We start from the raw sequence: 21,296 nt of genomic DNA on the forward strand, positions 1-21,296 counted from the left end.
GTGCCCGCCGCGAGATCGACGAGATCCCCGGTGCCGAGCAGCGTGCCGCGCGCACGCAACCCGGGCCACAGCCCCTCCTGCACGCCCGCGACCGCGACCACGGTCCACTCGCGCCCCACTGCGGCATGCGCACTGAGCAGGGCGACGGCCTCGGGATCAGCAGCACCCGAGCGTCCCGGCCCACCGGGAATCTGCTGGCGCTCCAGGTAATCCACGAAACCCTCGATACCGGCGCGCGGCAACCGGTCCACATAGGCCGCAGCGGCGTCGAACAACGCCACCACGCTGTCCAGGTCCCGATCGGCCTGTGCTCCGAGTGCGCCACCTCGTGCCGAGGCCCCGGTCCAGCCGCGTTCCAGCCCGGACGCCTGCCACGCCGCCCACAACACATCCTCGACGCCCCTGCCCATGCGGCGCACCGCGCGGGCCCGCGCAAGCACCTTGAGCACCCGGCGCAGCGGCGCCGCCTCGACGTCGGTGAGCGCCGCGAGCACCTTCTTCTCGTCGGCCGCATCGGCGATCACCCGACGCAGCACCTCCGCGGAATCCTCATCCCGACCGGCCTCCGCAACGATCCGGCGCACCCCGCGCCGCAGCCTGCGCAGGGCCACTGGATCGGCGCCGCCGACCGGCCCCGAGAGCAGCGCGAGCGCGTCGTCGGGAGTGAATTCGCTTGCGCCGATCGCGCGCAGCACCTGCAGCAGCCACGCGGCCCCACGCTGGCGCGCCAGCGGCAGATCGGACACCGGCGTATTTGTCGGTACCCCGGCAGCCGCGAGGGCCCGCCGCAAAGGTGCCAACGACAGCGGCACCGACCGCATCAGTACGGCCATTTCCGACCACGGCACACCGTCGTAGAGATGCGCCCTGCGCAGGTGGTCGGCGATCAGCGCGGCCTCCTTGGCGACCGTCGCCGCTACCTCGACACGCACCTGCCCAGGCTCGGCGTCCGGCATGGCGACCGCGCCGCGGTGCGGCTGACGTCCGGGCAGCCGAGCCGCCGTGCGGGTAGCCACCAGGGCGAGGCGGCCTGCGGCGCGGTAGTTCGTCGCGAGCACGACCCGCCGGGAAGTCACGACCTCGCCGCGGCGGGCCGGCGCATCGTCGGCAAGATCCTTCAGGAATGCGGAATCGGCCCCGCGAAAGGCGAAAACACCCTGGTCCGGGTCACCGGCGACCACGGCGGCTGACGTCCCGGTGCCGATCAGCCGCACCAGCTGCGCCGCCTGTGGATCGAGATGTTGTGCGTCGTCGACCAACAGGTAGCGGATGCGCTTGCGTTCGCGTGCCAGCAGCTCGCGGTCGGCGGCGAATGCGCTCAGGGCGGCACCGACCAGTTCGGCGGCGTCGAGTGCGGGCGCGCTCGCCTCCGGTGCCTCGACACCGACCGCGAAGCGCAGCAGCGTCGACTGCTCGAGGCCGGTGGCGAACTTGCCGGCCGCGACCCATTCCGGCCGGTGTCGTTTGCGGCCGAGCTTGACCAGATCCTCCGGGCCGAGGCCGCGCTCACTTGCGCGCAACAGCAGATCCCGCAGCTCGCTGGCGAACCCGCCGAGTGCAAGCGCGGGCCGCAGCCGCTCCGGCCACATGTCGGGCCCGTCCTCGATATCGCCGAGCAGCATCTCCCGGATGACCGTGTCCTGCTCCGCGCCGGTCATCAGGCGCGGCGGCGGGTTGCCATGCGCCGCTGCCTGCAGCCGCAATACCGCGAACGCGTAGGAGTGCACGGTGCGAACCAGCGGTTCCCGGGTCGCGTTGCGCACGCCGACGCCGTCGCGGCCGAGCAGTCCCGCGGTGATCGCCGCACGGGCCGCGTCGGCAGCACTGCGGGAATGGGTGAGCAGCAGCACCGATTCCGGGTCGGTGCCATCGGCGATCCGGCCGACCGCGAAGTCCGTGAGCAGCGCGGTCTTGCCGGTCCCCGGACCGCCGAGGACCTGCCAGGGCAACCACCCTCCGGCATCTGGCGCGGAATCCAGCAGCTGCCGGGCCTCCCCGTCCCACTCGCGCTGCGCGCTCGTCGGGGATGGGCGACGAATCAGCCGGGTCGCGTACGCATCGCGTCCCGCGGGGTTCGTCATGGCCGCAATTGCAGCAGACGGCACCGACAGGAACACTCTTGTCCGTGCCCGATCTTCACGTTCACCGATTCGGTCCCGCCGACGGACCCGCCGTCCTCGCCCTGCACGGCCTCACCGGTCACGGCAAGCGCTGGGAATCGCTTGCCGTCGAGGAGTTGCCGGACGTCCGCGTCATTGCACCGGACCTGCGCGGCCATGGCCGTTCGCCGGCCGCGCCGCCGTGGAGTTTCGAGGCGCATGTCGCGGATCTGCGCGCGCTGCTCACCGCCGAGGGCGATGGGCCCGCGGTCGTCGTCGGGCATTCCTTCGGCGGCGCCATCGCGCTGCATCTCGCTCATCGGCACCCGGAACTGGTCCGTGGTCTCGTGCTGCTCGACCCGGCCATCGCCCTGGACCCGTACGACATGCTCGACATCGCCACGGCAGCGATCGCCTCGCCCGACTACGCTGACGCCGCGGAGGCGCGGGCCGAGAAGGTGCACGGCGCCTGGGCGGACGTGCCCGAGCGACTGCTCGATCTCGAGATGGCCGAGCACCTCGTGCCGACCATGAACGGTAGCGTCGGCTGGCGTATTTCGCTGCCGGCATTCTCCGCATCCTGGGGTGAGCTGGCCCGGGAGGCCGTGCTCCCACCGGCCGGTATGCCGACGGTGCTGGTGCAGGCGATGAAGGTGCAGCCGCCGTATGTGACCGAGAAGTTCCGCTCCGCGCTGCAAGCCCACCTCGGGAACGCGCTCGAGATCCGCGAGTGGGACTGCCACCACATGGTCAGCCTGGCGCGACAGGCCGAAACCGCGCAACTGATCCGCACACTGCTCTAGCCCAATGGCCACGACCGAGGACCAGGTGGAGCGGGTGCGCGAACTCGTCGCGGCCATCCCGCCCGGCCGGGTCTCGACGTACGGCGATATTGCCTCTGCCGCAGGCCTTTCCAGCCCTCGCACGGTCGGTTGGATAATGCGCACGGACTCTGCCGACCTGCCCTGGCATCGGGTGATCGGCGCCTCGGGGAAGCCGGCAAATCACCTCGCGACCCGCCAGCTCGAGCGCCTCGCCGCCGAGGGTGTGCCGATCCACGACGGCCGTGTCCGGCTGGCCGAGGCGCGCTGGCACTTCTAGTCCCGCGGTTTTCGCAGTGATCACGAGCAAATGGCCCCGCTGCGGGCTATTTCGGGGGCCATATGTTCGTGATCACGGCAGCAACCGGGCAACCCAATTTCGGGGATTGTGCACGCTCGGCTATGTGGGAACATGACAGCCATGCGTGCCGAGGCAATCGTGCTGGCCGGGGGCCGGGCGAGCCGGATGGGCGGGGTCGACAAACCGGCGATTGTCGTGGCCGGGCGCAGCATGCTCGACACCGCGCTCGCGGCCGTCGCATGGTGCGAACACATCGCGGTGGTCGGGCCGCATCGTGACGACCTTCCCCCTGAGATCCAGCAGACCCAGGAACATCCGCCCGGATCGGGGCCGGTCGCCGGGATCGTGGCCGGTCTTGCCGCGCTCCCCGGTACCGAGGGGTATGTCGTGGTGCTCGCCGCCGACCTGCCCGCGCTGCAGCCGGATACCGTGCGCGAGTTGACGCGCCAGTGTGCCGAATCCGGTCATCCCGCCTTCGCGATCGACGAATCCGGCCGCGTGCAATACCTGGTCGGGGTGTGGCCGCACGAACTGCTCGCACACCGCATCGCCGAACTCGGGTCGCCGGTGAACCGCCGGATGTCCGACATCGTTCCGGACGAGGTGACCACCGTCCGATTCGATGACATCGCCGACTGCGATACCCCGGAGGCCCTGGCCGCCTTTGCGACCGCGAGCACGGAGCCGATGTCGCTGATAAATGCACGAGAGGCGTTGCGGCAGAGCCTGTCCCGGATACCCATTCGAAAGACGCGGCCCGCGAACGCTCTCGGCGCCACGCTTGCAGAGGCCCTGATAGCTGCCGAAGCCCTTCCCCGCGTGGATGTTTCGGCCATGGATGGCTACGCGATATCCGGTTCCGGGCCGTGGCGCCTGCGGTCGGATATCGGCTACGCGGGTGGCGAACGCCCCCACGGTATGCAGCCCGGTGAGGCAGTGCGAATCGCCACCGGCGCGCACCTGCCCGACGGCGCCACCGCCGTGGTGCGCGACGAATTCGTCACCCTCGACGGCGACCGGCTCGACCGCAGCGCGGACGCGCCCGACCGCGACGACTCCCGCCCACGCGGCGAGGATTGGGCAGTCGGCGATGAACTCGCGCAGCCGGGCACTCCGGTGACACCCGCGCTCGTGTCCGTGGCGGCGAGCGCCGAGGTTCAGGAACTCGCGGTGCGTGGGCCGGTACGGGCGCATGTGGTGGTTACCGGTGACGAGATCCGCCGGGACGGACCACTCCACGACGGCCAGACCCGCGATTCACTGGGCCCGATCCTCCCGAACATATTGGCCCACAATGGGATACTCGCAGACGAGACGGCCCACCTGCGGGACACCGCGACCGGATTCGACGATTTGTTCGCCGCCGTCAAAGATATCGACCTCCTGATCGTCGTCGGCGCGACCGGCGGCGGGGCCGCCGATCAGTTGCGCGGCGCCCTACAACGTGCGCGTGCCCGAGTCGTCGTGCCCCGGTTGGCCTGCCGGCCCGGCGGGTCCACGGTCGTGGCCGAATTGCCCGGCGGCGTGGCCGTGATCGGACTGCCCGGCAACCCCTACGCTGCGCTGGCCGCGCTGTCGGTGCTTGCTCCCGCGATCGTGGATGCGCTCACCGGGCGACCGCCGCGGCCCCGCGCGCAGGTGCCACTGCAGAATGCGAGCGCCGGTTCGGGCCCCGCCACGCGGCTTGCCCCGGTTTTCGCCGACGAGGACGGCTGGGTCGCTACGCCCAGCGTGCGCACCGCGCATCTGGGTGGACTGGTCGGGGCCGTCGGCTTCGCGGTCGTGCCTCCGAATGCACAGGACGGAGACCTCGTCGAAATCGTTCCGCTGCCCGGCTGATCCGGTTCTTTCCGGGGCCAAACGGGCGCAAATTGTGCAAACGGGGGCGAAACTTCGTACCCGCGAACAAGTTTTGCACCCGTGAGTGCCGCGCAAGTATTGCTTTGGCTAGCGGACGGTCACGCGCTCGAGTTCGCGCACGCCGGACCGGTAGCGCTGCACGAGCAGGTCCACCACACCGGCGTGCTCGCCGATCGGCTCGGTGACCCCGGTTGCGCCGGTGGTGTGCAGCCGCTGCTGAAACAGCCCGTGCGCCAACAGGTACGAGGCCACGAACACGCGAGGATTACCCTCGACACGCAGCCGGTCGACGACGTCGCCGACGCGCGGTGCACCCGTCGCGATGTAGCCGATATGGACCGCGCTACCGGTGAGCTCGGCAAGCATGGCGGCACCACGTCGCACGTCGAACAGGGCTCGTGTATCAGACGACCCGGCGGCGGCGAGCACAATGGCGTCGCCGGGTCGCCACCCCTCGTCGATCAGGCGTTCGTGCACGATCGCCGCGAGCATCGGATCGGGTCCGAGTGCGCGAGTGACCGCGGCAGCGGTATGACCACTCGCCGCGACCTCGCGCGGCACGTCGGTGTGCACGTGATAGCCAGAAGCGAGGAACGCCGGTACCACGACCGCGGGCCCGTCGAGATCCGCAAGGATCTCCGCCGGCGACGGGCCGAGGACGTCCACGAAAGCCGTGCGGACCGACGGCACCGACTCACGCACGCGGTCGGCCAATGCCGCGATCATGTCGACACCGCGAGTACTTCGGGTCCCGTGAGCGACGAGTACGAGTGTCGGCGCACTCATAGGCCCACCGCCTCGAGTTCTGCCGGATCCATCGCGAGCCGGTAGCCGCGCTTCACCACGGTCTGAATCACCTTCGGCGCGCCGAGCGCGGCCCGCAGTCTGGCGATCCCGGTCTCGACGGCGTGGCAGTCTTCGCCGCCGCCCGGCAGAGACGCGAGCAGCGTCGGGCGCGAGACGACCCGCCCGGGCTGATGCGCGAGCGTGCGCATCAGTCCCATGGCGGCAGGCGGCAACTGCTTGACCTGACCGTCCACGACGACACATCCGCCGCGCACGCTGAGCACGTGTCCGCCGGCGTTGAGCCGGTTTGCGCGCCGAGGCAGCTCCTCCGCGACGTGCCTGGCCAGCGCCCCTAGACGGGCCCGGGCCGGCGTGGTGGTGCGCACCCCGAGATCCTCGAGCGGCGCCGCAGTGATCGGCCCGACGCACGCGGGCAGAACCCGTTCCCGAAGCGCGCGCAGCAGCAGTTCGAGCAGGCCGGTCTCCTTGGCGCGCATGAGCATCGATGCGACCGCAGGCGCGCTTGTGAACGTCACACAGTCGAGGCCGCCGGTCACGATCGCCTCGATCATGCGGTCCATCGGGGTCTGGTCCTGCAGCGGCGTCCAGCGGTACACCGGCACCGCGATGACGTCCGCGCCGGCCTCCTTCAGCACCTCACAGAAGTCCGGAATCGGCTCCCACTCGGTGGTGGCACCGTGCAGCTGGACGGCGATCCGCAGACCTTCGACACCCTCGGCGAGCAGCCGATCGAGCACCTCCGCGGAGGACTCGGACTCCGGTGACCACTCCTCCGAGAGCCCGGCGGCACGGATCGCGCCCTTCGCCTTCGGGCCACGCGCAAGCATGCGCGACTTGCCCAGCGCGGCGACCAGCTCGTCGGCGAGGCCCCAGCCGTCCGCGGCCTCCATCCAGCCGCGGAAGCCGATGCCGGTGGTGCCGACCGCAATATCCGGCGGATTCGCGGCGATATCACGCGTGACTCGCTCGAGCTCCGAGTCGTCCACGAGCGGGATGATTCGAATGGCCGGCGCGCGCATCACTGCAGCTCCGCGCCGTTCAAGCAGGGTGGCGAACTCGTCGGCTCGCCGGGCCGCCGTGATTCCGATCGTGAAACCGGACAACGGCGAATCGAATTCGGAAACTGTCACGCGGGTACACCCGTCAATTTGAGCTTCGGCGCGGAAATCTCCACGATCCCGTCGGACACCCGCACCGAATACACCGGCAGGCTCACGGCCAGATCGTCCAGGCAGCGCCCATCCACGAGGGAGAAAACCTGCTTCAGCAGCGGCGATGCGACGGTGGGCTCACCGGCCCGGTCGCCGACCAGCCCACGAGACATCACCGCGGCGCGCCCGAACGGATCGATGTTGCCAACCGCCCGCAGTGAGCCGTCGCCGAGCTTGAACAGGGCGACCTGGCGCCCGCCGCGCAGGAGCACGGCAACTCCTCGACCCGGAATCAGGGCGTCAAACGCGCAGGCAGCGGTCCAATCCGTCGCGGTGTCCAGTTCGACGGTATGCATATCGATGACGGTCATCTCGTCCTCCTCGGGTGCCGTTGGTTATTTGTATCGGCGTCGTGTTACTTCCGCGTTTACCGCGCGTTACCCACCGATGCCGATCTAATTTCTGGCGTCCCGAGCAGCACGGGGACCTTCCGTTCACCCGTTTCGTCGAAACCGATGGTCGGATCCGGCTCGCCCGGAGCATTCACGAAGGACACGAAACGCGACAGCTTGTCCTCGTCGTCGAGCACGGCCGCCCACTCGTCCTTGTATCCGGCGACGTGACGTTCCACCGCCGCCTCGAGGTCCTCGCCGATGCCGAGGCTGTCTTCGCACACGACCTCGCGGATGTAGTCGATACCGAGGTCCTCCTGCCACGGCGCGGTGCGCTGCAGCCGGTCCGCGGTGCGGATGTAGAACATCAGGTAGCGGTCGATGTAGGAGATCAGCGTGTCGTCGTCGAGGTCACCCGCAAGGAGCACAGCGTGCTTCGGGGTGAGACCGCCGTTACCGCCGACGTAGAGGTTCCACCCGGACTCGGTGGCGATAACGCCGACATCTTTGCCACGGGCCTCGGCGCACTCGCGGGCGCAACCGGACACCGCCAGCTTGAGCTTGTGGGGCGACCGCAGTCCGCGGTAGCGCTTCTCCAGCAGGACGGCCATGCCGACCGAATCCTGCTGGCCATAGCGGCACCAGGTGGATCCCACGCAGCTCTTCACGGTGCGCAGCGACTTGCCGTAGGCGTGGCCCGATTCCATGCCGGCGTCCACGAGCCGCTTCCAGATCAGCGGCAACTGCTCGACGCGGGCGCCGAACAGGTCGATCCGCTGACCGCCGGTGACCTTGGTGTACAGACCGAAATCGCGGGCAACCTCACCGATCACGATCAGCTGCTCCGGGGTGCACTCACCACCGGGCATCCGCGGCACGACCGAGTAGGTGCCGTTCTTCTGCATATTCGCCAAGAAGTGATCGTTGGTGTCCTGCAGCGCGGCCTGCTCGCCGTCGAGGATGTGATCGCTCGACGTGGACGCGAGGATGGACGCCACGGTCGGCTTGCAGATATCGCAGCCGGTTCCCTTACCGTACTTGGCAATGATCTCGGAGAACGTGCGCGTTCCGCTCGCCTGGACGATCTCGAAGAGTTCGGCGCGCGACTGAGAGAAGTGCTCGCACAACGCCTTCGACATTTCGACGCCGGACTGTGCGAGCAGCTTCTTGATCATCGGCACGCAGCCACCGCACGAGGTGCCTGCGTTGGTGCACGACTTCACTCCGGCGATATCGCAGGCGCCTTCGCCGATCGCACCGCAGATATCACCCTTGCTCACGTCGTTGCAGGAGCACACCTGGGCATCGTCGGGCAGCGCGTCGGCGCCGATTTCCGCACCGGCGGGCGAGATCAGCGCCGCCGGATCACCGGGCAGCGCGCGTCCCACCAGCGGCCGCAGCGCGGCGTATGCCGATGCGTCGCCGACCAGGATGCCGCCGAGCAGCGTCTTGGCATCGTCGGAGACGACCAGCTTCGAGTACGTGCCCTTCGCCGCGTCGGCGAGCACGACCTCGAGGGCGCCCTCGGTGGTGGCGTGCGCGTCGCCGAAGCTCGCCACGTCCACACCGAGCAACTTGAGCTTGGTGGACAGATCGGCACCGGGGAACTCGGCCGCACCGCCGAGCAGCCGGTCCACGGTTACCTCGGCGCTGCTGTAACCCGGCGCGACCAGGCCGTAGCACTGACCCTCGATCGCCGCGCACTCGCCGATCGCATAGATGTCGGGATCCGATGTGCGGCAACCGATATCGGTGACGATCCCGCCACGCTGACCGACCTCGAGGCCACTCTCCCGAGCCAGCTGATCGCTGGGCCGGACACCGGCGGAAAACACCAGCAGCGACGCGTCGATCTTCGAGCCGTCGGACAGTTCGACGCTGAGCCCGTCACCGACCGCCTCGATACCCGCCGTGCCGACACCGGTGTGGACGCTCAGGCCGAGCTCGGTGACCAGGCGTGCCAGCAGCGCGCCGCCACCCTCGTCGATCTGCAGCGGCATCAGCCGGGGCGCGAACTCGACGACGTGCGGGGTCATCCCGAGCATGCGCAGCGCGTTGGCTGCCTCGAGCCCGAGCAGGCCGCCGCCGACGACCACGCCGGTCGCACCCGGGCCGGCCGCTTCCGCGGCCGCCCGGATGCGATCGAGATCTTCGATGGTCCGGTACACGAAGCAGTTGTCGCTGTCGTGGCCCGGGACCGGAGGGACGAACGGGTAGGAACCGGTGGCCAGAACCAGCGCGTCGTAATCGAGTACCGCGCCGGTGCTGGTGGTCACCTTGCGTGCGGACCGGTCGATGTTGTCCGCCCGCTCACCAAGGCGCAGTTCGACATTCGCGTCGCCGCGGTAGTCGTTGCCCGCCAGGGCGAGTTCCTTCGGATCCCAACTGCCCACATACGAGGACAACCCGACACGGTCGTACGCCGGCAGCTCTTCCTCGCAGAGAATCGTGATCTGCCAGGCGTTGGCATCGTCGCGCGCCCGCAGCGCCTCGACGAATCGGTGTCCGACCATGCCGTGGCCTACGAGGACCAGATTCTTGGTTGCCATCGTTGTGTCTCCTGACGGTATTTCGGCGATCAGGCCTGGACGGCCACGGTGTCGGCGGTCGGCTCGTCGGACGAGTGCACGGACCGCGCGGAGGGCTTCCGGAGAAAGACGAACCAGGTCACGACTGCGCAGATGACGTAGAAGGCGAGGAACACCCAGAACGCGTTGGTGGCCGACTTCGCTGAGCTCGTGTAGCTCGCCCGCAGGACGAGGTTGATGGCAACGCCGCCGAGTGCGCCGATTGCCCCGGCGAAGCCGATCAGCGCGCCGGACATGTTGCGCGACCATGCGGCCTGCACTTCCCGGCCGCCCTCGAGGCTCTTGGACTTCGCCTCGAAGATGGACGGGATCATCTTGTAGGTCGAGCCGTTGCCGATGCCCGACAGAACGAACAGCAGGATGAATCCGACCACGTAGAAGGACATGACCGTGCCGCTCGGTGCGCCGGCCGAGCCGTCATCGATCGTGCCCGCCGAGACGAGGATGCCGGCCGAGGCGATCATCGCGGCGAACGTGTAGAGCGTGATCTTTCCGCCGCCGATGCGGTCCGCGAGCTTGCCACCGAAGGGACGTGCGATCGAGCCGAGCAGCGGGCCGATGAACGCGATCTGCGCGGCGTGCAGTGAGGCCTGCGCGGGGGTGTCTCCACCGGCGAGGAAATTGATCTGCATGACCTGGCCGAACGCGAAGCTGAAGCCGATGAACGAACCGAACGTGCCGATGTAGAGGAACGCCATCACCCACGAGTGGGAGAACTTCAGCGCATTCCCCATCGCCTTGAGGTTGGATTGCTGGTTCTGCAGGTTGTCCATGAACAGACCCGCACCGACTGCGGCGATGGCGATAAGCACCAGGTAGATGGCGCAGACGACGGACGGCTCGGTATTGCCGACGGTGGCGATGACGAGCAGACCAACGAGCTGGATGACCGGCACACCGATGTTGCCGCCACCCGCGTTCAGGCCGAGCGCCCAACCCTTGAGGCGCTGCGGGTAGAACGCGTTGATATTGGTCATCGACGAGGCGAAGTTGCCGCCGCCGACACCAGCGAACGCCGCCACGATGAGGAAAGTCGTGTAGGAGGTCTCCGGCCGATTGATGAAGTACAGCGTGAGCAGTGTCGGAACCAGCAGCACGACTGCGCTGAACAACGTCCAGTTACGTCCGCCGAATTTCGCCGTCGCGACTGTGTAGGGAATCCGCAGGATGGCGCCGACCAGAGTCGGGACCGCGACGAGATAGAACTTGCCCGCAGCGTCGATGTGGTAGACGTTCTGCGGCATGAACAGGACCATCACCGACCAGATGGACCAGATCGAGAAGCCGACGTGCTCGGCGAAAATCGACCAGATCAGGTTCCGCTTGGCGATGTCTTTGTTTCCGGCATCCCAGGCAACGACGTCTTCGGCGTCCCAGTTTTCGATGTCTCGATTGCGTTTGAGATTGGCAAGTATGGCCACCGAAGTTCCTCCACGGGTTCGTTTGGTGAACCCAAGGTAAGAAACCGGTATTGCCGTAATGCTGCGCTCGATGACCCTCAGGTCAAACGTTTCTCACGTCCGGATTTCCTCACTGGTGAGAAGAAATTTCCGTGAGGACACCCTTGTCTACCTGCGGTGATCCGCTTTGACCCAGCTATCTTCCAGAATTCGAGGCTTGCACGCGACCCAGCCGGCACCGAGTTGGACGGCCACCGCCACGCCGAGCATCGCGAATGGAACGCCCCAACCGTCGGTCGCATCGTGCAGCACTCCGAACAGCAACGGACCCGCACACGCGATCGTGTAGCCGATGCCCTGAGCGAAGCCGGACAGCGCCTGAGAGCCCGCCGGCGTGCGGGTGCGCAGGTTGATCAGAGTCAACGCGAGCGGGAACGAACTCGGGCCGAGCCCAATGGCGAAGATCCACAGCACCGGTGCCGCCATCGGCGCGATGAGCAGGCCGGTGAGGCCAATCGCGTAGGCGATGGCACAGCCCACCACGATCGGGAACGGGTTGGCCATGCGCACGCTCAGCGGCGGCACGCAGAGCGCGGAGATCAGGCCGACGAACGCGAACAACGCCAGCATCGTGCCACCGAACGTGTCACTCGCGCCCGCGTCCGTGAGGATCTTCGGGATCCACGTGAACAGGGCGTACGTGGTCAGCGAGGTCGCACCGAACATCAAGGCCATGCCCCAGCCCACCGGCGAGTGCCACGGACGCCCGGGCGTGCGGCGGCGCTCGCCGCCGCGCCGCAGGCTCGCGGTGTCGATGCGGGGATTGAGCAGGATCATCAGCCACGGCAGCAGTGCGGCGAAGCCGACGACCGCCCACATCCCGATCGACACGCGCCAGCCGAACCGGTCGGCCGCGGGCACCGCGAGCAGGGCAGGAAGCACCGTGCCGACCTGCAGCAGGGTGATGTAGAGCGAGCTGAGCACCGCGAGACGGTCGCTGAAGTAGCGCTTGACCAGCGGCGGGATCACCACATTGCCGATACCCATGCCGGCGAGCGCGACGGCCGAAAAGCCGAGCATGAGCCCGACATCGGACACCACCGCCCGCGCGAGCATGCCGAGGCCGGCCATCGCCATCGCCAGCGCGGCGGTGCCTTCCAGCCCCAGCCGGGTGGCGAGGGCGGGCGTGATGAGGCCGAACAACGCGAACATCGCCGTCGGGACCATGCCGAAGATGCCGATCACGGTCGACGAAAAGCCGATGTCGTCACCGATGCGCTCGGCAAGCGGCGTGAATGAGGTGACCGCGGTTCGCAGCGTGCATGCCGACAGCGCGATGGCCACGAGTACCAGCGCGCGCCCTTGCAGCAGCGATCGCTGGGCGGGGCGCGAGGAATTCAGCACGGCAGTCACCGAGAAATCATAGGATGACCGGATGATGCTGCACAAACAACGGCCGGTCGCCTCGACATGCCCGCACCGGCACCCGCAGAATGGCGAGCCATGCAACCCGTCCGCCGCTCCGGCCTGATCTCCCAGGTCACCGAGCAACTGCGCGCCGAGATCCGGGCCGGCCGCTGGCCGGTCGGCACCAGGATCCCCACCGAACCGGCGCTGTGCGAACTCACCGGCACCGGCCGCAACACCGTGCGCGAGGGGGTCCAGGCACTTGTGCACGCCGGAATGCTGGAACGCCGGCAGGGCTCGGGCACCTTCGTGGTAGCCACCTCAGATCTCGGCGGCACATTGAGCAAGTACTTCGCCGACGCCCATGAGCGCGACGTCCTCGAACTGCGCCGCGCGCTCGACACGACCGCGGCCGCGCTGGCCGCCCAGCGCCGTGACGAAACGGACATCGAGACGCTGCGGCGCCTGCTCGTGGAACGCGAATTGGCTTGGGACGAGGACAATCCGCGCGCGATCGAGGCCGATGTCGAGCTACACCGCGCGATCGTCATCGCCAGCCACAACGCGGTGTACCTCGAGTTCTACGACTCGCTGCTGCCGGCCATCGAGGAGGGAATCCGCAATCGCACTGCGCGCGAAGGCGGTTCGTATCACGCCGAGCACACGGAGCTTGTCGAAGCGGTCATCGCAGGCGACGGCGAACGCGCCGCACGGGCCACCCGATGTTTCTTCGACGAGCTACTCGCGGATTACTGAAAACACTCAGAGCATGAGGCGGACGAGGTCCGCTGTGCGCTGCAGCCCAGGCAACACCTCGGCGGTCGAGCGCGGGTGCAGCGCATGCACCGCGAGCCGAAACATGACCGCCCGCAACAGCATCTGCGGCCACTCGGGTAGATCGTCCCAGCGCTCGAGCAGGCCCTCATCGGCACCGCCCCACGACACGGCATCCACCACCGCCACGCCCGCCGCCCACGGCGCGGGACGCCAGTACGGCGTGATGTCAGCCAGCCCGGGTGCCATCGGCCCGGAGAACAACACGGTGCCGAACAGATCGCCGTGCACCAGCTGCGGCGGAGTCTCGACGGGCTTACGCAATGTGGCGAGGCGTACCAGCAGCGCGAGGCTCTGCTCGGTGTCCGAGGAGGTCGCGTACTCGCGCACCGTCGGTCCCAGGCTGCGCAGCGGAACCGACTCCCACGCCGCGCGGTCGGCCGCCACGAAAACATCGACATCGACCCAGGGCGCGGACGGCGGCTGGGAGAGAAAACGCGGCCGCTCGAGCTGAGCGGTGGCGGCATGCAGGCGCAGCGAGACCGATACGACCTCGTCGTGCCGGGGTTCCGGGTTGCCCTCGACGAAGGTGTCGGCACGCCAGCCCGACACCACGTACCGGCCGTCGGTGCCACGCACCGGGCGGGCCAGGCGCAGGCCGTCGACCACGAGGGTCTCGCGAACCTTGGCCGACCATGCGGCGCGGGCGTGATCGGCTACCGGGGAAAGCACCACATCCCCGCAGCGCCAGCCGCCGTCCCGGCTCATGCCCAGCGGCACCGGCTCGATACCGCGCAAGCCGAATGTCGAGCGCACATGTTCGGGAGGTTCGGGCGAGGTCACGCGGTCAACGTACCGCCGCCCGGACCCGCCGCAGTGGCGACGCGCTGCAGCAGGCCCGCACAGCTGGTCAGTAGACCGGCAGCGAGGGATCCACCTGCCGCGCCCATGCGACCACGCCGCCCTGCAGGTGTGTGGCGTCGGCGAAACCGGCCTTCTTCAGCGCTGCGAGCGCCTCGGCCGAGCGCACACCGGTCTTGCAGTACAACGTGATCGGCTTGTTCTGCGGAAGCTCGGAGAGCACCTCGCCGGACAGGATGCGGTCCTTGGGGATCAGCTTGGCCCCCTCGATGCGCACGATGTCCCACTCGACCGGCTCACGGACGTCGATCAGCTCGACCGGCTTGCCTGCCTCGAGCATCTCGTACAGTTCGGCGGCGGTGATCGTGGAGCCGACGGCCGCGGCCTGCCCCTCCTCGGACACCACACCGCAGAAGGCCTCGTAATCGATCAACTCGGTGATCGGCTGGCGCTCCGGATCGCGGCGCAGCTTGATGGTCCGGTAGTTCATGTCGAGTGCGTCGTACACCATCAGCCGGCCCAGCAGCGGCTCGCCGATGCCGGTGATCAGCTTGATCGCCTCGGTAACCATGACCGAGCCGATCGACGCGCACAGCACACCGAGCACGCCGCCCTCGGCGCACGACGGGACCATGCCCGGCGGCGGGGCCTCGGGGTACAGATCGCGGTAGTTCAGGCCACGCCCGTCCGGTGCGTCCTCCCAGAACACCGAAACCTGGCCCTCGAAGCGGTAGATCGATCCCCACACGTAAGGCTTCCCGGCCAGCACCGCCGCGTCATTGACGAGGTAGCGGGTGGCGAAATTGTCCGTGCCGTCGAGGATCAGGTCGTACTCGCGGAACAACTCGACGGCGTTGTCCGGCTCGAGCCGGAACTGATGCAGGTTCACCTGGACGTCGGAGTTGACGTTGCGGATGGAATCACGGGCGCTCTCGGCCTTCGGCCGTCCGACGTCCGGCTCACCGTGAATGATCTGCCGCTGCAGATTCGAGGTGTCCACCTCGTCGAACTCCACGATGCCGAGCGTGCCGACACCGGCAGCGGCGAGATAGAGCAGCGCAGGCGAACCCAGTCCGCCGGCACCGATCACGAGCACCTTCGCGTTCTTCAGACGCTTCTGCCCGTCCATGCCGACGTCGGGAATGATCAGGTGCCGGCTGTAGCGCGCGACCTCGTCACGGCTCAGTTCGGCGGTGGGCTCCACCAACGGCGGCAGAGAGCTGTTCGACGACACGTCGACTCCTCACATACGAATGCGTTCGGTTAGGTGCAACGCCTCACGTGCAACCGATCATCCCGCAGCTTGGGCATGTCTCCCATTGACCTAGCCACGCGGGAAAGGCCAGGGATTGAATCGGCACACTTTTCCGTCCGCGGGCACGGTGCCGTCGGGATCGAGGGTGGCGATCTCGTTGTTTCCGGTGCCGAACGTCTGCTGCATCATGATCGGCGCCAAGCCGCCGTCGGTCTCGCACGGCTGATGCTCCTGATAACCGATCGCGTGCCCGACCTCGTGGTTGATCTGGTACTGCCGATACGAGCCGATATCGCCCTGGAACGACGTGGCACCGCGCACCCAGCGCGCCTCGTCGAGCACCACCCGGCCGAGCCCCTGGTTGTAGCAGGACGAATCGATCTGGATATCGAAACCGCACGCGTCGCGCGTACTTGCCTGCGACGCCAGCGAAATCCGGAAGTTCGGCTCGCCCGCATCGATGCGGCGGAAAGCGAACCGCTCGTCGCGCGTCCAACTCTTCGGGTTCGTCAGCGTCTGGTCCACCATGCGGGCGTATGCCTCGTCACCGCCGAAACCGGCTGTATCCAAACCGTCCTCGACCTCGACGGTGTAGGTGAACACCCGCTCAGTGCCCTTACCGACCTGCTCGGACACGCCCGGCACGACATGCCAGGTGCCCGCTGCTTTTTCGGTGATCGGGCCACCCGCCGGCAGCACCCCGGTGGGCAGTGTCTTGGCGAAGTCACCATCGCCGCTCGGAGGCACACCGATCACGCCGGTGCCCTCGGGGTCGCTGCTCAGCGTGCCGAAATATGGTTCGTCGCCGGTCTGTTCGCCGGCCGCGTCGCCGCCCATCACGGCCTCGACGATCACCCAGACGGTCGCCGCGAGCAGGATCGGGATCGCGTAGGCGCGCCAGCCGTACCTGGCGACGAAACGCCCTAGGGGGCTTTGCTTCTTGGTGCTGCGTCGTGGCCGCGGCGCTCGCGTGCGACCGTCGGACTGGGTCGGATCCCAGGAGGCGCGCAGCGGTTGGTACGCGCTGCGTTCGTCTTGCCAGGCGGGGTATCGATCGAGGTCATCGGGTGCCTCGTCCGGCGGTATCTCGTCGCGTGTCGCTGGCCCGTCCCGGCCATGCAACCGCGCGCCCCGTTCGTTGGTCACAAGGCCAGACTCTCACAGCACGGGTTTTGCGCTCGATGCCGCGCCGCCTCATGTGTAAGGACGGCGAAAACGGTCCGGAGCAGCAGATGTATCGTGCAATGAATGTCCGTCACAGCAGTGGCGGAGTCGTGATAGGGAGCATAATGACGGATCTCGCGGACCGGCGGCCGACGCCGGGCCAATCCAGCACCGGCCGCGCGCCTGTTAAGCGCGGCGGCCGCCTGCCTCGGGATGAGCGCCGTCTGCAGCTACTCGCCGCGGCCAGCGAAGTCTTCGTCATGCGCGGCTATCACGCGTCCGGTATGGACGAGATCTCCGAATGCGCCGGCGTCAGCAAGCCGGTCCTCTACCAGCACTTTCCGAGCAAGCTCGACCTGTACCTCGCGGTGCTGGAGGGCTACATCGACAGCCTGGTCAGCGGCGTACGGCAGGCACTGCGCTCGACCACCGACAACAAGCAGCGCGTGCGCGCGGCGGTGGCGGCGTTCTACGACTTCGTCGACACCGAGGTACAGGGCTTCCGGCTGGTCTTCGAGTCCGACCTGATGGGTGAGCCGCAGGTGCAGCGGCGGGTTGACCATGCAACCGAGGCGTGCGTGGACGCGGTCTTCGACCTGGTTGCCGAGGATTCCGGGCTGGATCCGTACCGGGCCCGCATCCTGGCGGTCGGACTGGTCGGGGCGAGCCAGGTCACTGCTCGCTACTGGCTCGAGGCCGACCGTCCGATTCCCAAGGAAGACGCTGTCGACACCACGGTCACCCTGGCATGGGGCGGCCTGTCGCACGTCCCGATGACCCACTGACGAAACGGTTCGCCTCGGTGCGGGCATAGCCCGCCCCGAGGGCGTCGTCGATCAGATCGCGGCAAAACCAACTTTTCCGCCCGCGACGGGGCCGATCTCCACGTAGGCGACCTTGCTCGCCTGCACCAGAACCTTGCGGCCCTTCTCGTCGAGCAGGGACAGCACGCCACCATCGCCGGACAGTGCCGCGGTGACGAGTGCCTCGACTTCGTCCGGCGTCTGGCTGCTGTTCACCACCAGCTCGCGCGGGCTATCCGAGATACCGATCTTGACCTCCACGGTCATCCTCCGAACCTTTCGCCGAGTTCCTGACAAGGAAAAGGCTAGTGCAGGTCGGCGAGCCGCAACGGCGCCAGAGGTGCGCTGTCAGCGAACGTCGATCGAGGCACGGCGGCGGAGCCGTCAATTCAGACACGACGGCTGAGCCGTCAATTCAGACCCAGCACCGCCATCCGCTCGGTGTGGCTGTCCTGCATGCGATCGAACAGGGCGACGATGCCGTTCAGGTCGCCGGTCGAGGAGATCACCAGCTCGGTCAGCTCGTCGCGCTGGGCCATCACGAACTGTGCCTGCGTGATCGCCTCGCCGAGCAGCCGACGGCCCCACAGCGCGAGCCGGTCACGGCTCTTCCGATCGTTCTGCACGGCGTTGCGCACCTGCTCGACGACGAACTGAGAGTGGCCCGTCTCGGCGAGCACATCGCGCACGATCACGCCGACCTCCTCCGGCAGCACGTCGGCGACCTCACGGTAGAAATCGGCCGCGATGCCGTCGCCCACGTAGGCCTTCACCATGGACTCGAGCCAGGTGGAGGGATTGGTGGACCGGTGGTAGGCGTCGAGCGCCTCGGTGAACGGCGCCATCGCCTCGTAGGGGTCCGCACCACGCTCGGTCAGCGCGGTCTCGAGCGTCTCGAAGTGGTTCATCTCGGCAGCGGCCATCTTCGCCAGCGCGACCCGGCCTTCCAGCGTCGGCGCGAGCTGCGCCTCCTCCGCCAATCGGTAGAACGCGGAGATCTCGCCGTACGCCAGCACCGCGAAGAGCTCGGGCACACCGGGATGATCGGCGGCGATGGGCGGGGTCGACGGAGCGGGCGGATTGGCTGCCATGGCGGTAACTCTAGCCACCTTTTCCTGCCGTGCCGGGGTGGCGCGGGCGGGCGGGAAATGCCGCGCTCGGGGCCTCTCAAACCGCGCCACACGGTCACGAATGCCGGTATTTCAGCAGGACAAGGTAGAATAGACGCTGGTATCCGAACGGTTTCGCATCGGAAGACCGCGACGAGGGCGCGCTGACGCGCCGCAAATTTTCTACCGCAGTCGCCGGTCGCGTAATGACGCGGGTACCAGGAAATGTGCGCGCACTGCATCCGCCTCGCTTCTGAGCTTCGCCGAAAATGCCGAGTCTCCAATGAGATTCAGCAGGCTGAGGCCGAACGGGAACAGACCGGACGCGAGGATTGACTGCCAATCCGGCACGAAGCCGGTACCTACCGGCCCCTCGTTTGTGCGCGCTGAAACGCACCAGAGGAAGGCCCTGCCCTGAGCAAGATCACCATCGACCAGGAACCCGGTGTCGCCGACACCTTCCTGGACGCACAACTTGACGAAACTCACACTCCCCCCACTTTCGCCGAACTCGGCGTGCGCGAGGAGATCGTCCGCGCGCTCGCTGAGGGCGGCATCGAGCGCACCTTCGCCATCCAGGAGCTCACGCTCCCGCTGGCACTCGGCGGCGAAGACCTCATCGGCCAGGCACGGACCGGCATGGGCAAGACCTACGGGTTCGGCGTGCCGCTGCTGCACCGCATCACCACCACGGAGGCCGAAGGCGGCGTTCGGCCGCTCGACGGCACCCCGCGCGCGTTGGTCATCGTTCCGACGCGCGAGCTGTGCCTGCAGGTCACGGGCGATCTCGAGCGCGCCGCGAAGCACCTGAAGAGCGGCGATCGCAAGCTCGAGGTGCTCTCGATCTACGGCGGTCGCCCGTACGAAGCCCAGATCGCCGCGCTGCAAAAGGGCGTCGACGTGATCGTCGGTACGCCGGGTCGACTGCTCGACCTGGCCAACCAGGGTCACCTGATCCTGGGCAAGGTCGGGGTGCTCGTTCTCGACGAGGCGGACGAGATGCTCGACCTAGGCTTCCTGCCCGATATCGAGCGGATCCTGAACATGGTTCCCGACGGCCGCACCGCGGACGGTGGCTTCGGCCGGCAGACCATGCTCTTCTCGGCGACCATGCCCGGCCCGATCATCACCCTGGCCCGCACGTTCCTCACTCAGCCCACGCACATCCGGGCCGAGGAGCCGCACTCGTCCGAGGTGCACGACCGCATCGAGCAGTTCGCCTACCGCGCCCATGCGCTGGACAAGACCGAACTGATCGCGCGTGTGCTGCAGGCCGAGGGCCGCGGCGCGACGATGATCTTCACCCGCACCAAGCGCACCGCACAGAAAGTCTCCGACGAACTCGCCGAGCGCGGTTTCGCAGCGGGTTCCGTGCACGGCGACCTCAACCAGGTTGCACGCGAGAAGGCGTTGAAGGCATTCCGCACCGGCAAGATCGACGTGCTGGTCGCCACCGATGTCGCCGCTCGCGGTATCGATATCGACGACGTCACCCACGTCATCAACTACCAGTGCCCCGAGGACGAGAAGACCTACGTGCACCGCATCGGGCGTACCGGCCGCGCGGGCCGCACCGGCGTCGCAGTGACCCTCGTGGACTGGGACGACATGCACCGCTGGGAAGTGATCAATAAGGCCCACAGCCTGAACCTCCCCGAGCCGGCAGAGACCTACTCGCGCTCGCCGCACCTGTTCACCGACCTGGGCATCCCCGCCGATGCCAAGGGCACGGTGCGCAAGCCGCGTCCGGAGCGCACCGAATCCGAGGGCGGGGAGTCCAAGGGCGGCGAGTCCAAGGGCGGCGAGCGTCCGGCTCGCGAGCCCCGCAACAACCGGAACCGCTCCCGTCGCCGTACCCGCGGCGGGCAGCCGGTCGATGCGAACGCGCAGGCGACGGACTCTTCGGCAGCGACCGATTCGGCGCCTGCCGACAAGTCGGCTTCCGAGACGGCAGGCGACAAGCCCGCTCGTCGTCGCCGTCGTCGGCGTCGCCCGGCAGGTGCCGAAGCCGGCGGTCAGGCACCGGAGCAGGTGGCCGCTCAGGCCGGGTAACCCGGTACAAGGGTGCCCGCCCGTCGCTCGCGTAACCTCGCAGGAGTGCTGGAACCCGAGCGCCGAACCCGCATAGACATGATCGTGGCCGTGACCATCGCACTGGTGGTCACGGCCACGATCGTCGTTGTGTGGCAGCGCAGCGACGCCCACGGCACAACCACGCATACCGCGGAAACCCCTGTCGCACAACAACCTACGGCGCTCGCTGTGCCCATGGCGGTACACGAGACGTGGCGCGCTGCCAATCCCGCGGGCAAGGCACCCATCGTGACCGACGGCGCGGTGGCCACCGCCGCCGACGGCGAGGTGATCGGCCACGATCCGGTCAGCGGCGCGCCGGTGTGGAGCTATGCCCGCGACATGCCGCTGTGCGGCGCAATCGGCGCGTGGAGTTCGGTCGTCACGGTCTACCGCGACGACCGCGGGTGCAGTCAGGTAACCGAACTCGC

At 68.0% G+C, this 21,296-nt stretch carries 20 protein-coding genes; 7 read left to right on the top strand and 13 right to left on the bottom strand.

The annotated features are described in order from the left end of the window. Positions 1-2,081, bottom strand: a 2,081-nt coding sequence (locus A8G08_RS26105) for an ATP-dependent helicase (RefSeq protein ID WP_157108816.1), incomplete at its 3' end; no start/stop codon positions are given. A gap of 44 nt (positions 2,082-2,125) precedes the next feature. Here A8G08_RS26105 and A8G08_RS26110 point away from each other — a divergent pair. The 3 genes from A8G08_RS26110 (at position 2,126) to A8G08_RS26120 (ending at position 5,060) form a co-directional block, all read left to right on the top strand. Further along, on the top strand, positions 2,126-2,902 hold the full coding sequence (locus A8G08_RS26110) for an alpha/beta hydrolase (RefSeq protein ID WP_068280970.1): 777 nt from the start codon (positions 2,126-2,128) through the stop codon (positions 2,900-2,902). Positions 2,903-2,906: 4 nt separating this feature from the next. Then, a complete protein-coding gene (locus tag A8G08_RS26115; protein ID WP_068280934.1) occupies positions 2,907-3,200 on the top strand; it encodes an MGMT family protein in 294 nt (97 codons plus the stop codon). A gap of 132 nt (positions 3,201-3,332) precedes the next feature. Next, the gene (locus A8G08_RS26120; protein ID WP_068280939.1) at positions 3,333-5,060 is read left to right on the top strand and encodes an NTP transferase domain-containing protein; all 1,728 of its coding nucleotides are present in this window, start codon (positions 3,333-3,335) and stop codon (positions 5,058-5,060) included. Positions 5,061-5,168: 108 nt separating this feature from the next. Here the strand turns inward: A8G08_RS26120 and A8G08_RS26125 are convergent, their stop codons facing one another. From A8G08_RS26125 to A8G08_RS26150, 6 genes are all read right to left on the bottom strand, one after another. After that, positions 5,169-5,867 carry a sirohydrochlorin chelatase gene (locus tag A8G08_RS26125; RefSeq protein ID WP_068280940.1) on the bottom strand — a complete coding sequence of 233 codons (699 nt, stop codon included), beginning with the start codon at positions 5,865-5,867 and terminating at the stop codon, positions 5,169-5,171. Then, positions 5,864-7,018 (bottom strand): uroporphyrinogen-III synthase, encoded by a 1,155-nt coding sequence (locus A8G08_RS26130; RefSeq protein WP_068280941.1) that lies wholly within the window; start codon positions 7,016-7,018, stop codon positions 5,864-5,866. The genes A8G08_RS26125 and A8G08_RS26130 overlap by 4 nt, the downstream gene beginning before the upstream one ends. Further along, a complete protein-coding gene (nirD, locus tag A8G08_RS26135; RefSeq protein WP_068280944.1) occupies positions 7,015-7,410 on the bottom strand; it encodes a nitrite reductase small subunit NirD in 396 nt (131 codons plus the stop codon). The genes A8G08_RS26130 and nirD overlap by 4 nt, the downstream gene beginning before the upstream one ends. A gap of 56 nt (positions 7,411-7,466) precedes the next feature. Beyond that, on the bottom strand, positions 7,467-9,980 hold the full coding sequence (gene nirB, locus A8G08_RS26140) for a nitrite reductase large subunit NirB (protein WP_068280947.1): 2,514 nt from the start codon (positions 9,978-9,980) through the stop codon (positions 7,467-7,469). A 29-nt stretch (positions 9,981-10,009) separates the two neighbouring features. Beyond that, complete coding sequence (locus A8G08_RS26145) at positions 10,010-11,440, bottom strand: nitrate/nitrite transporter (RefSeq protein WP_068280950.1); 1,431 nt, start codon at positions 11,438-11,440, stop codon at positions 10,010-10,012. 147 nt (positions 11,441-11,587) lie between these two features. Then, complete coding sequence (locus tag A8G08_RS26150; protein WP_068280971.1) at positions 11,588-12,832, bottom strand: CynX/NimT family MFS transporter; 1,245 nt, start codon at positions 12,830-12,832, stop codon at positions 11,588-11,590. A gap of 90 nt (positions 12,833-12,922) precedes the next feature. Here A8G08_RS26150 and A8G08_RS26155 point away from each other — a divergent pair, with 90 nt between their 5' ends. Continuing rightward, positions 12,923-13,582: a FadR/GntR family transcriptional regulator gene (locus tag A8G08_RS26155; RefSeq protein WP_068280952.1), complete on the top strand. Its 660-nt coding sequence runs from the start codon at positions 12,923-12,925 to the stop codon at positions 13,580-13,582. Positions 13,583-13,588: 6 nt separating this feature from the next. Here A8G08_RS26155 and A8G08_RS26160 read toward each other — a convergent pair whose 3' ends face one another. The 3 genes from A8G08_RS26160 to A8G08_RS26170 form a co-directional block, all read right to left on the bottom strand. After that, complete coding sequence (locus A8G08_RS26160; RefSeq protein ID WP_068280954.1) at positions 13,589-14,443, bottom strand: TIGR02569 family protein; 855 nt, start codon at positions 14,441-14,443, stop codon at positions 13,589-13,591. A gap of 67 nt (positions 14,444-14,510) precedes the next feature. Continuing rightward, positions 14,511-15,695: an adenylyltransferase/sulfurtransferase MoeZ gene (gene moeZ / locus A8G08_RS26165; RefSeq protein WP_068280958.1), complete on the bottom strand. Its 1,185-nt coding sequence runs from the start codon at positions 15,693-15,695 to the stop codon at positions 14,511-14,513. Between the two features lie 90 nt (positions 15,696-15,785). Further along, entirely contained in the window at positions 15,786-16,862 is a 1,077-nt protein-coding gene (locus A8G08_RS26170; RefSeq protein WP_068280961.1) for a DUF3152 domain-containing protein, read from the bottom strand. Between the two features lie 143 nt (positions 16,863-17,005). On the opposite strand from A8G08_RS26170, the gene fasR reads away from it, so the two are divergent. Beyond that, positions 17,006-17,665: an HTH-type transcriptional activator FasR gene (gene fasR / locus A8G08_RS26175; protein ID WP_068280964.1), complete on the top strand. Its 660-nt coding sequence runs from the start codon at positions 17,006-17,008 to the stop codon at positions 17,663-17,665. A gap of 51 nt (positions 17,666-17,716) precedes the next feature. On the opposite strand, the gene A8G08_RS26180 is transcribed toward fasR, so the two are convergent. The 3 genes from A8G08_RS26180 to A8G08_RS26190 all read right to left on the bottom strand — a co-directional run bounded on the left by A8G08_RS26180 (position 17,717) and on the right by A8G08_RS26190 (position 19,281). Next, positions 17,717-17,944, bottom strand: a complete 228-nt coding sequence (locus tag A8G08_RS26180) for a DUF3107 domain-containing protein (RefSeq protein WP_068280972.1) — start codon at positions 17,942-17,944, stop codon at positions 17,717-17,719. A 149-nt stretch (positions 17,945-18,093) separates the two neighbouring features. Further along, entirely contained in the window at positions 18,094-18,774 is a 681-nt protein-coding gene (locus tag A8G08_RS26185) for a ferritin-like fold-containing protein (protein WP_068280966.1), read from the bottom strand. 201 nt (positions 18,775-18,975) lie between these two features. Further along, positions 18,976-19,281 (bottom strand): hypothetical protein, encoded by a 306-nt coding sequence (locus A8G08_RS26190; RefSeq protein WP_068280968.1) that lies wholly within the window; start codon positions 19,279-19,281, stop codon positions 18,976-18,978. Here A8G08_RS26190 and A8G08_RS26195 point away from each other — a divergent pair. After that, positions 19,207-20,844: a DEAD/DEAH box helicase gene (locus tag A8G08_RS26195; RefSeq protein ID WP_068280969.1), complete on the top strand. Its 1,638-nt coding sequence runs from the start codon at positions 19,207-19,209 to the stop codon at positions 20,842-20,844. The genes A8G08_RS26190 and A8G08_RS26195 overlap by 75 nt on opposite strands. Positions 20,845-20,889: 45 nt before the next feature. After that, positions 20,890-21,296: Rv3212 family protein (locus tag A8G08_RS26200; RefSeq protein ID WP_483757024.1), on the top strand; the 407-nt coding region annotated here is incomplete at its 3' end.

Origin of the sequence: Aldersonia kunmingensis (assembly GCF_001646865.1) — a bacterium.
Taxonomy (GTDB): domain Bacteria; phylum Actinomycetota; class Actinomycetes; order Mycobacteriales; family Mycobacteriaceae; genus Aldersonia; species Aldersonia kunmingensis.

Excerpts from the sequence above, each read along its gene's own strand:
- A8G08_RS26115 (WP_068280934.1), top strand. The coding sequence starts at position 2,907 with ATGGCCACGACCGAGGACCAGGTGGAGCGGGTGCGCGAACTCGTCGCG.
- A8G08_RS26120 (WP_068280939.1), top strand. The coding sequence starts at position 3,333 with ATGACAGCCATGCGTGCCGAGGCAATCGTGCTGGCCGGGGGCCGGGCG.
- A8G08_RS26125 (WP_068280940.1), bottom strand. The coding sequence starts at position 5,867 with ATGAGTGCGCCGACACTCGTACTCGTCGCTCACGGGACCCGAAGTACT.
- nirD (WP_068280944.1), bottom strand. The coding sequence starts at position 7,410 with ATGACCGTCATCGATATGCATACCGTCGAACTGGACACCGCGACGGAT.
- nirB (WP_068280947.1), bottom strand. The coding sequence starts at position 9,980 with ATGGCAACCAAGAATCTGGTCCTCGTAGGCCACGGCATGGTCGGACAC.
- A8G08_RS26155 (WP_068280952.1), top strand. The coding sequence starts at position 12,923 with ATGCAACCCGTCCGCCGCTCCGGCCTGATCTCCCAGGTCACCGAGCAA.
- fasR (WP_068280964.1), top strand. The coding sequence starts at position 17,006 with ATGACGGATCTCGCGGACCGGCGGCCGACGCCGGGCCAATCCAGCACC.
- A8G08_RS26185 (WP_068280966.1), bottom strand. The coding sequence starts at position 18,774 with ATGGCAGCCAATCCGCCCGCTCCGTCGACCCCGCCCATCGCCGCCGAT.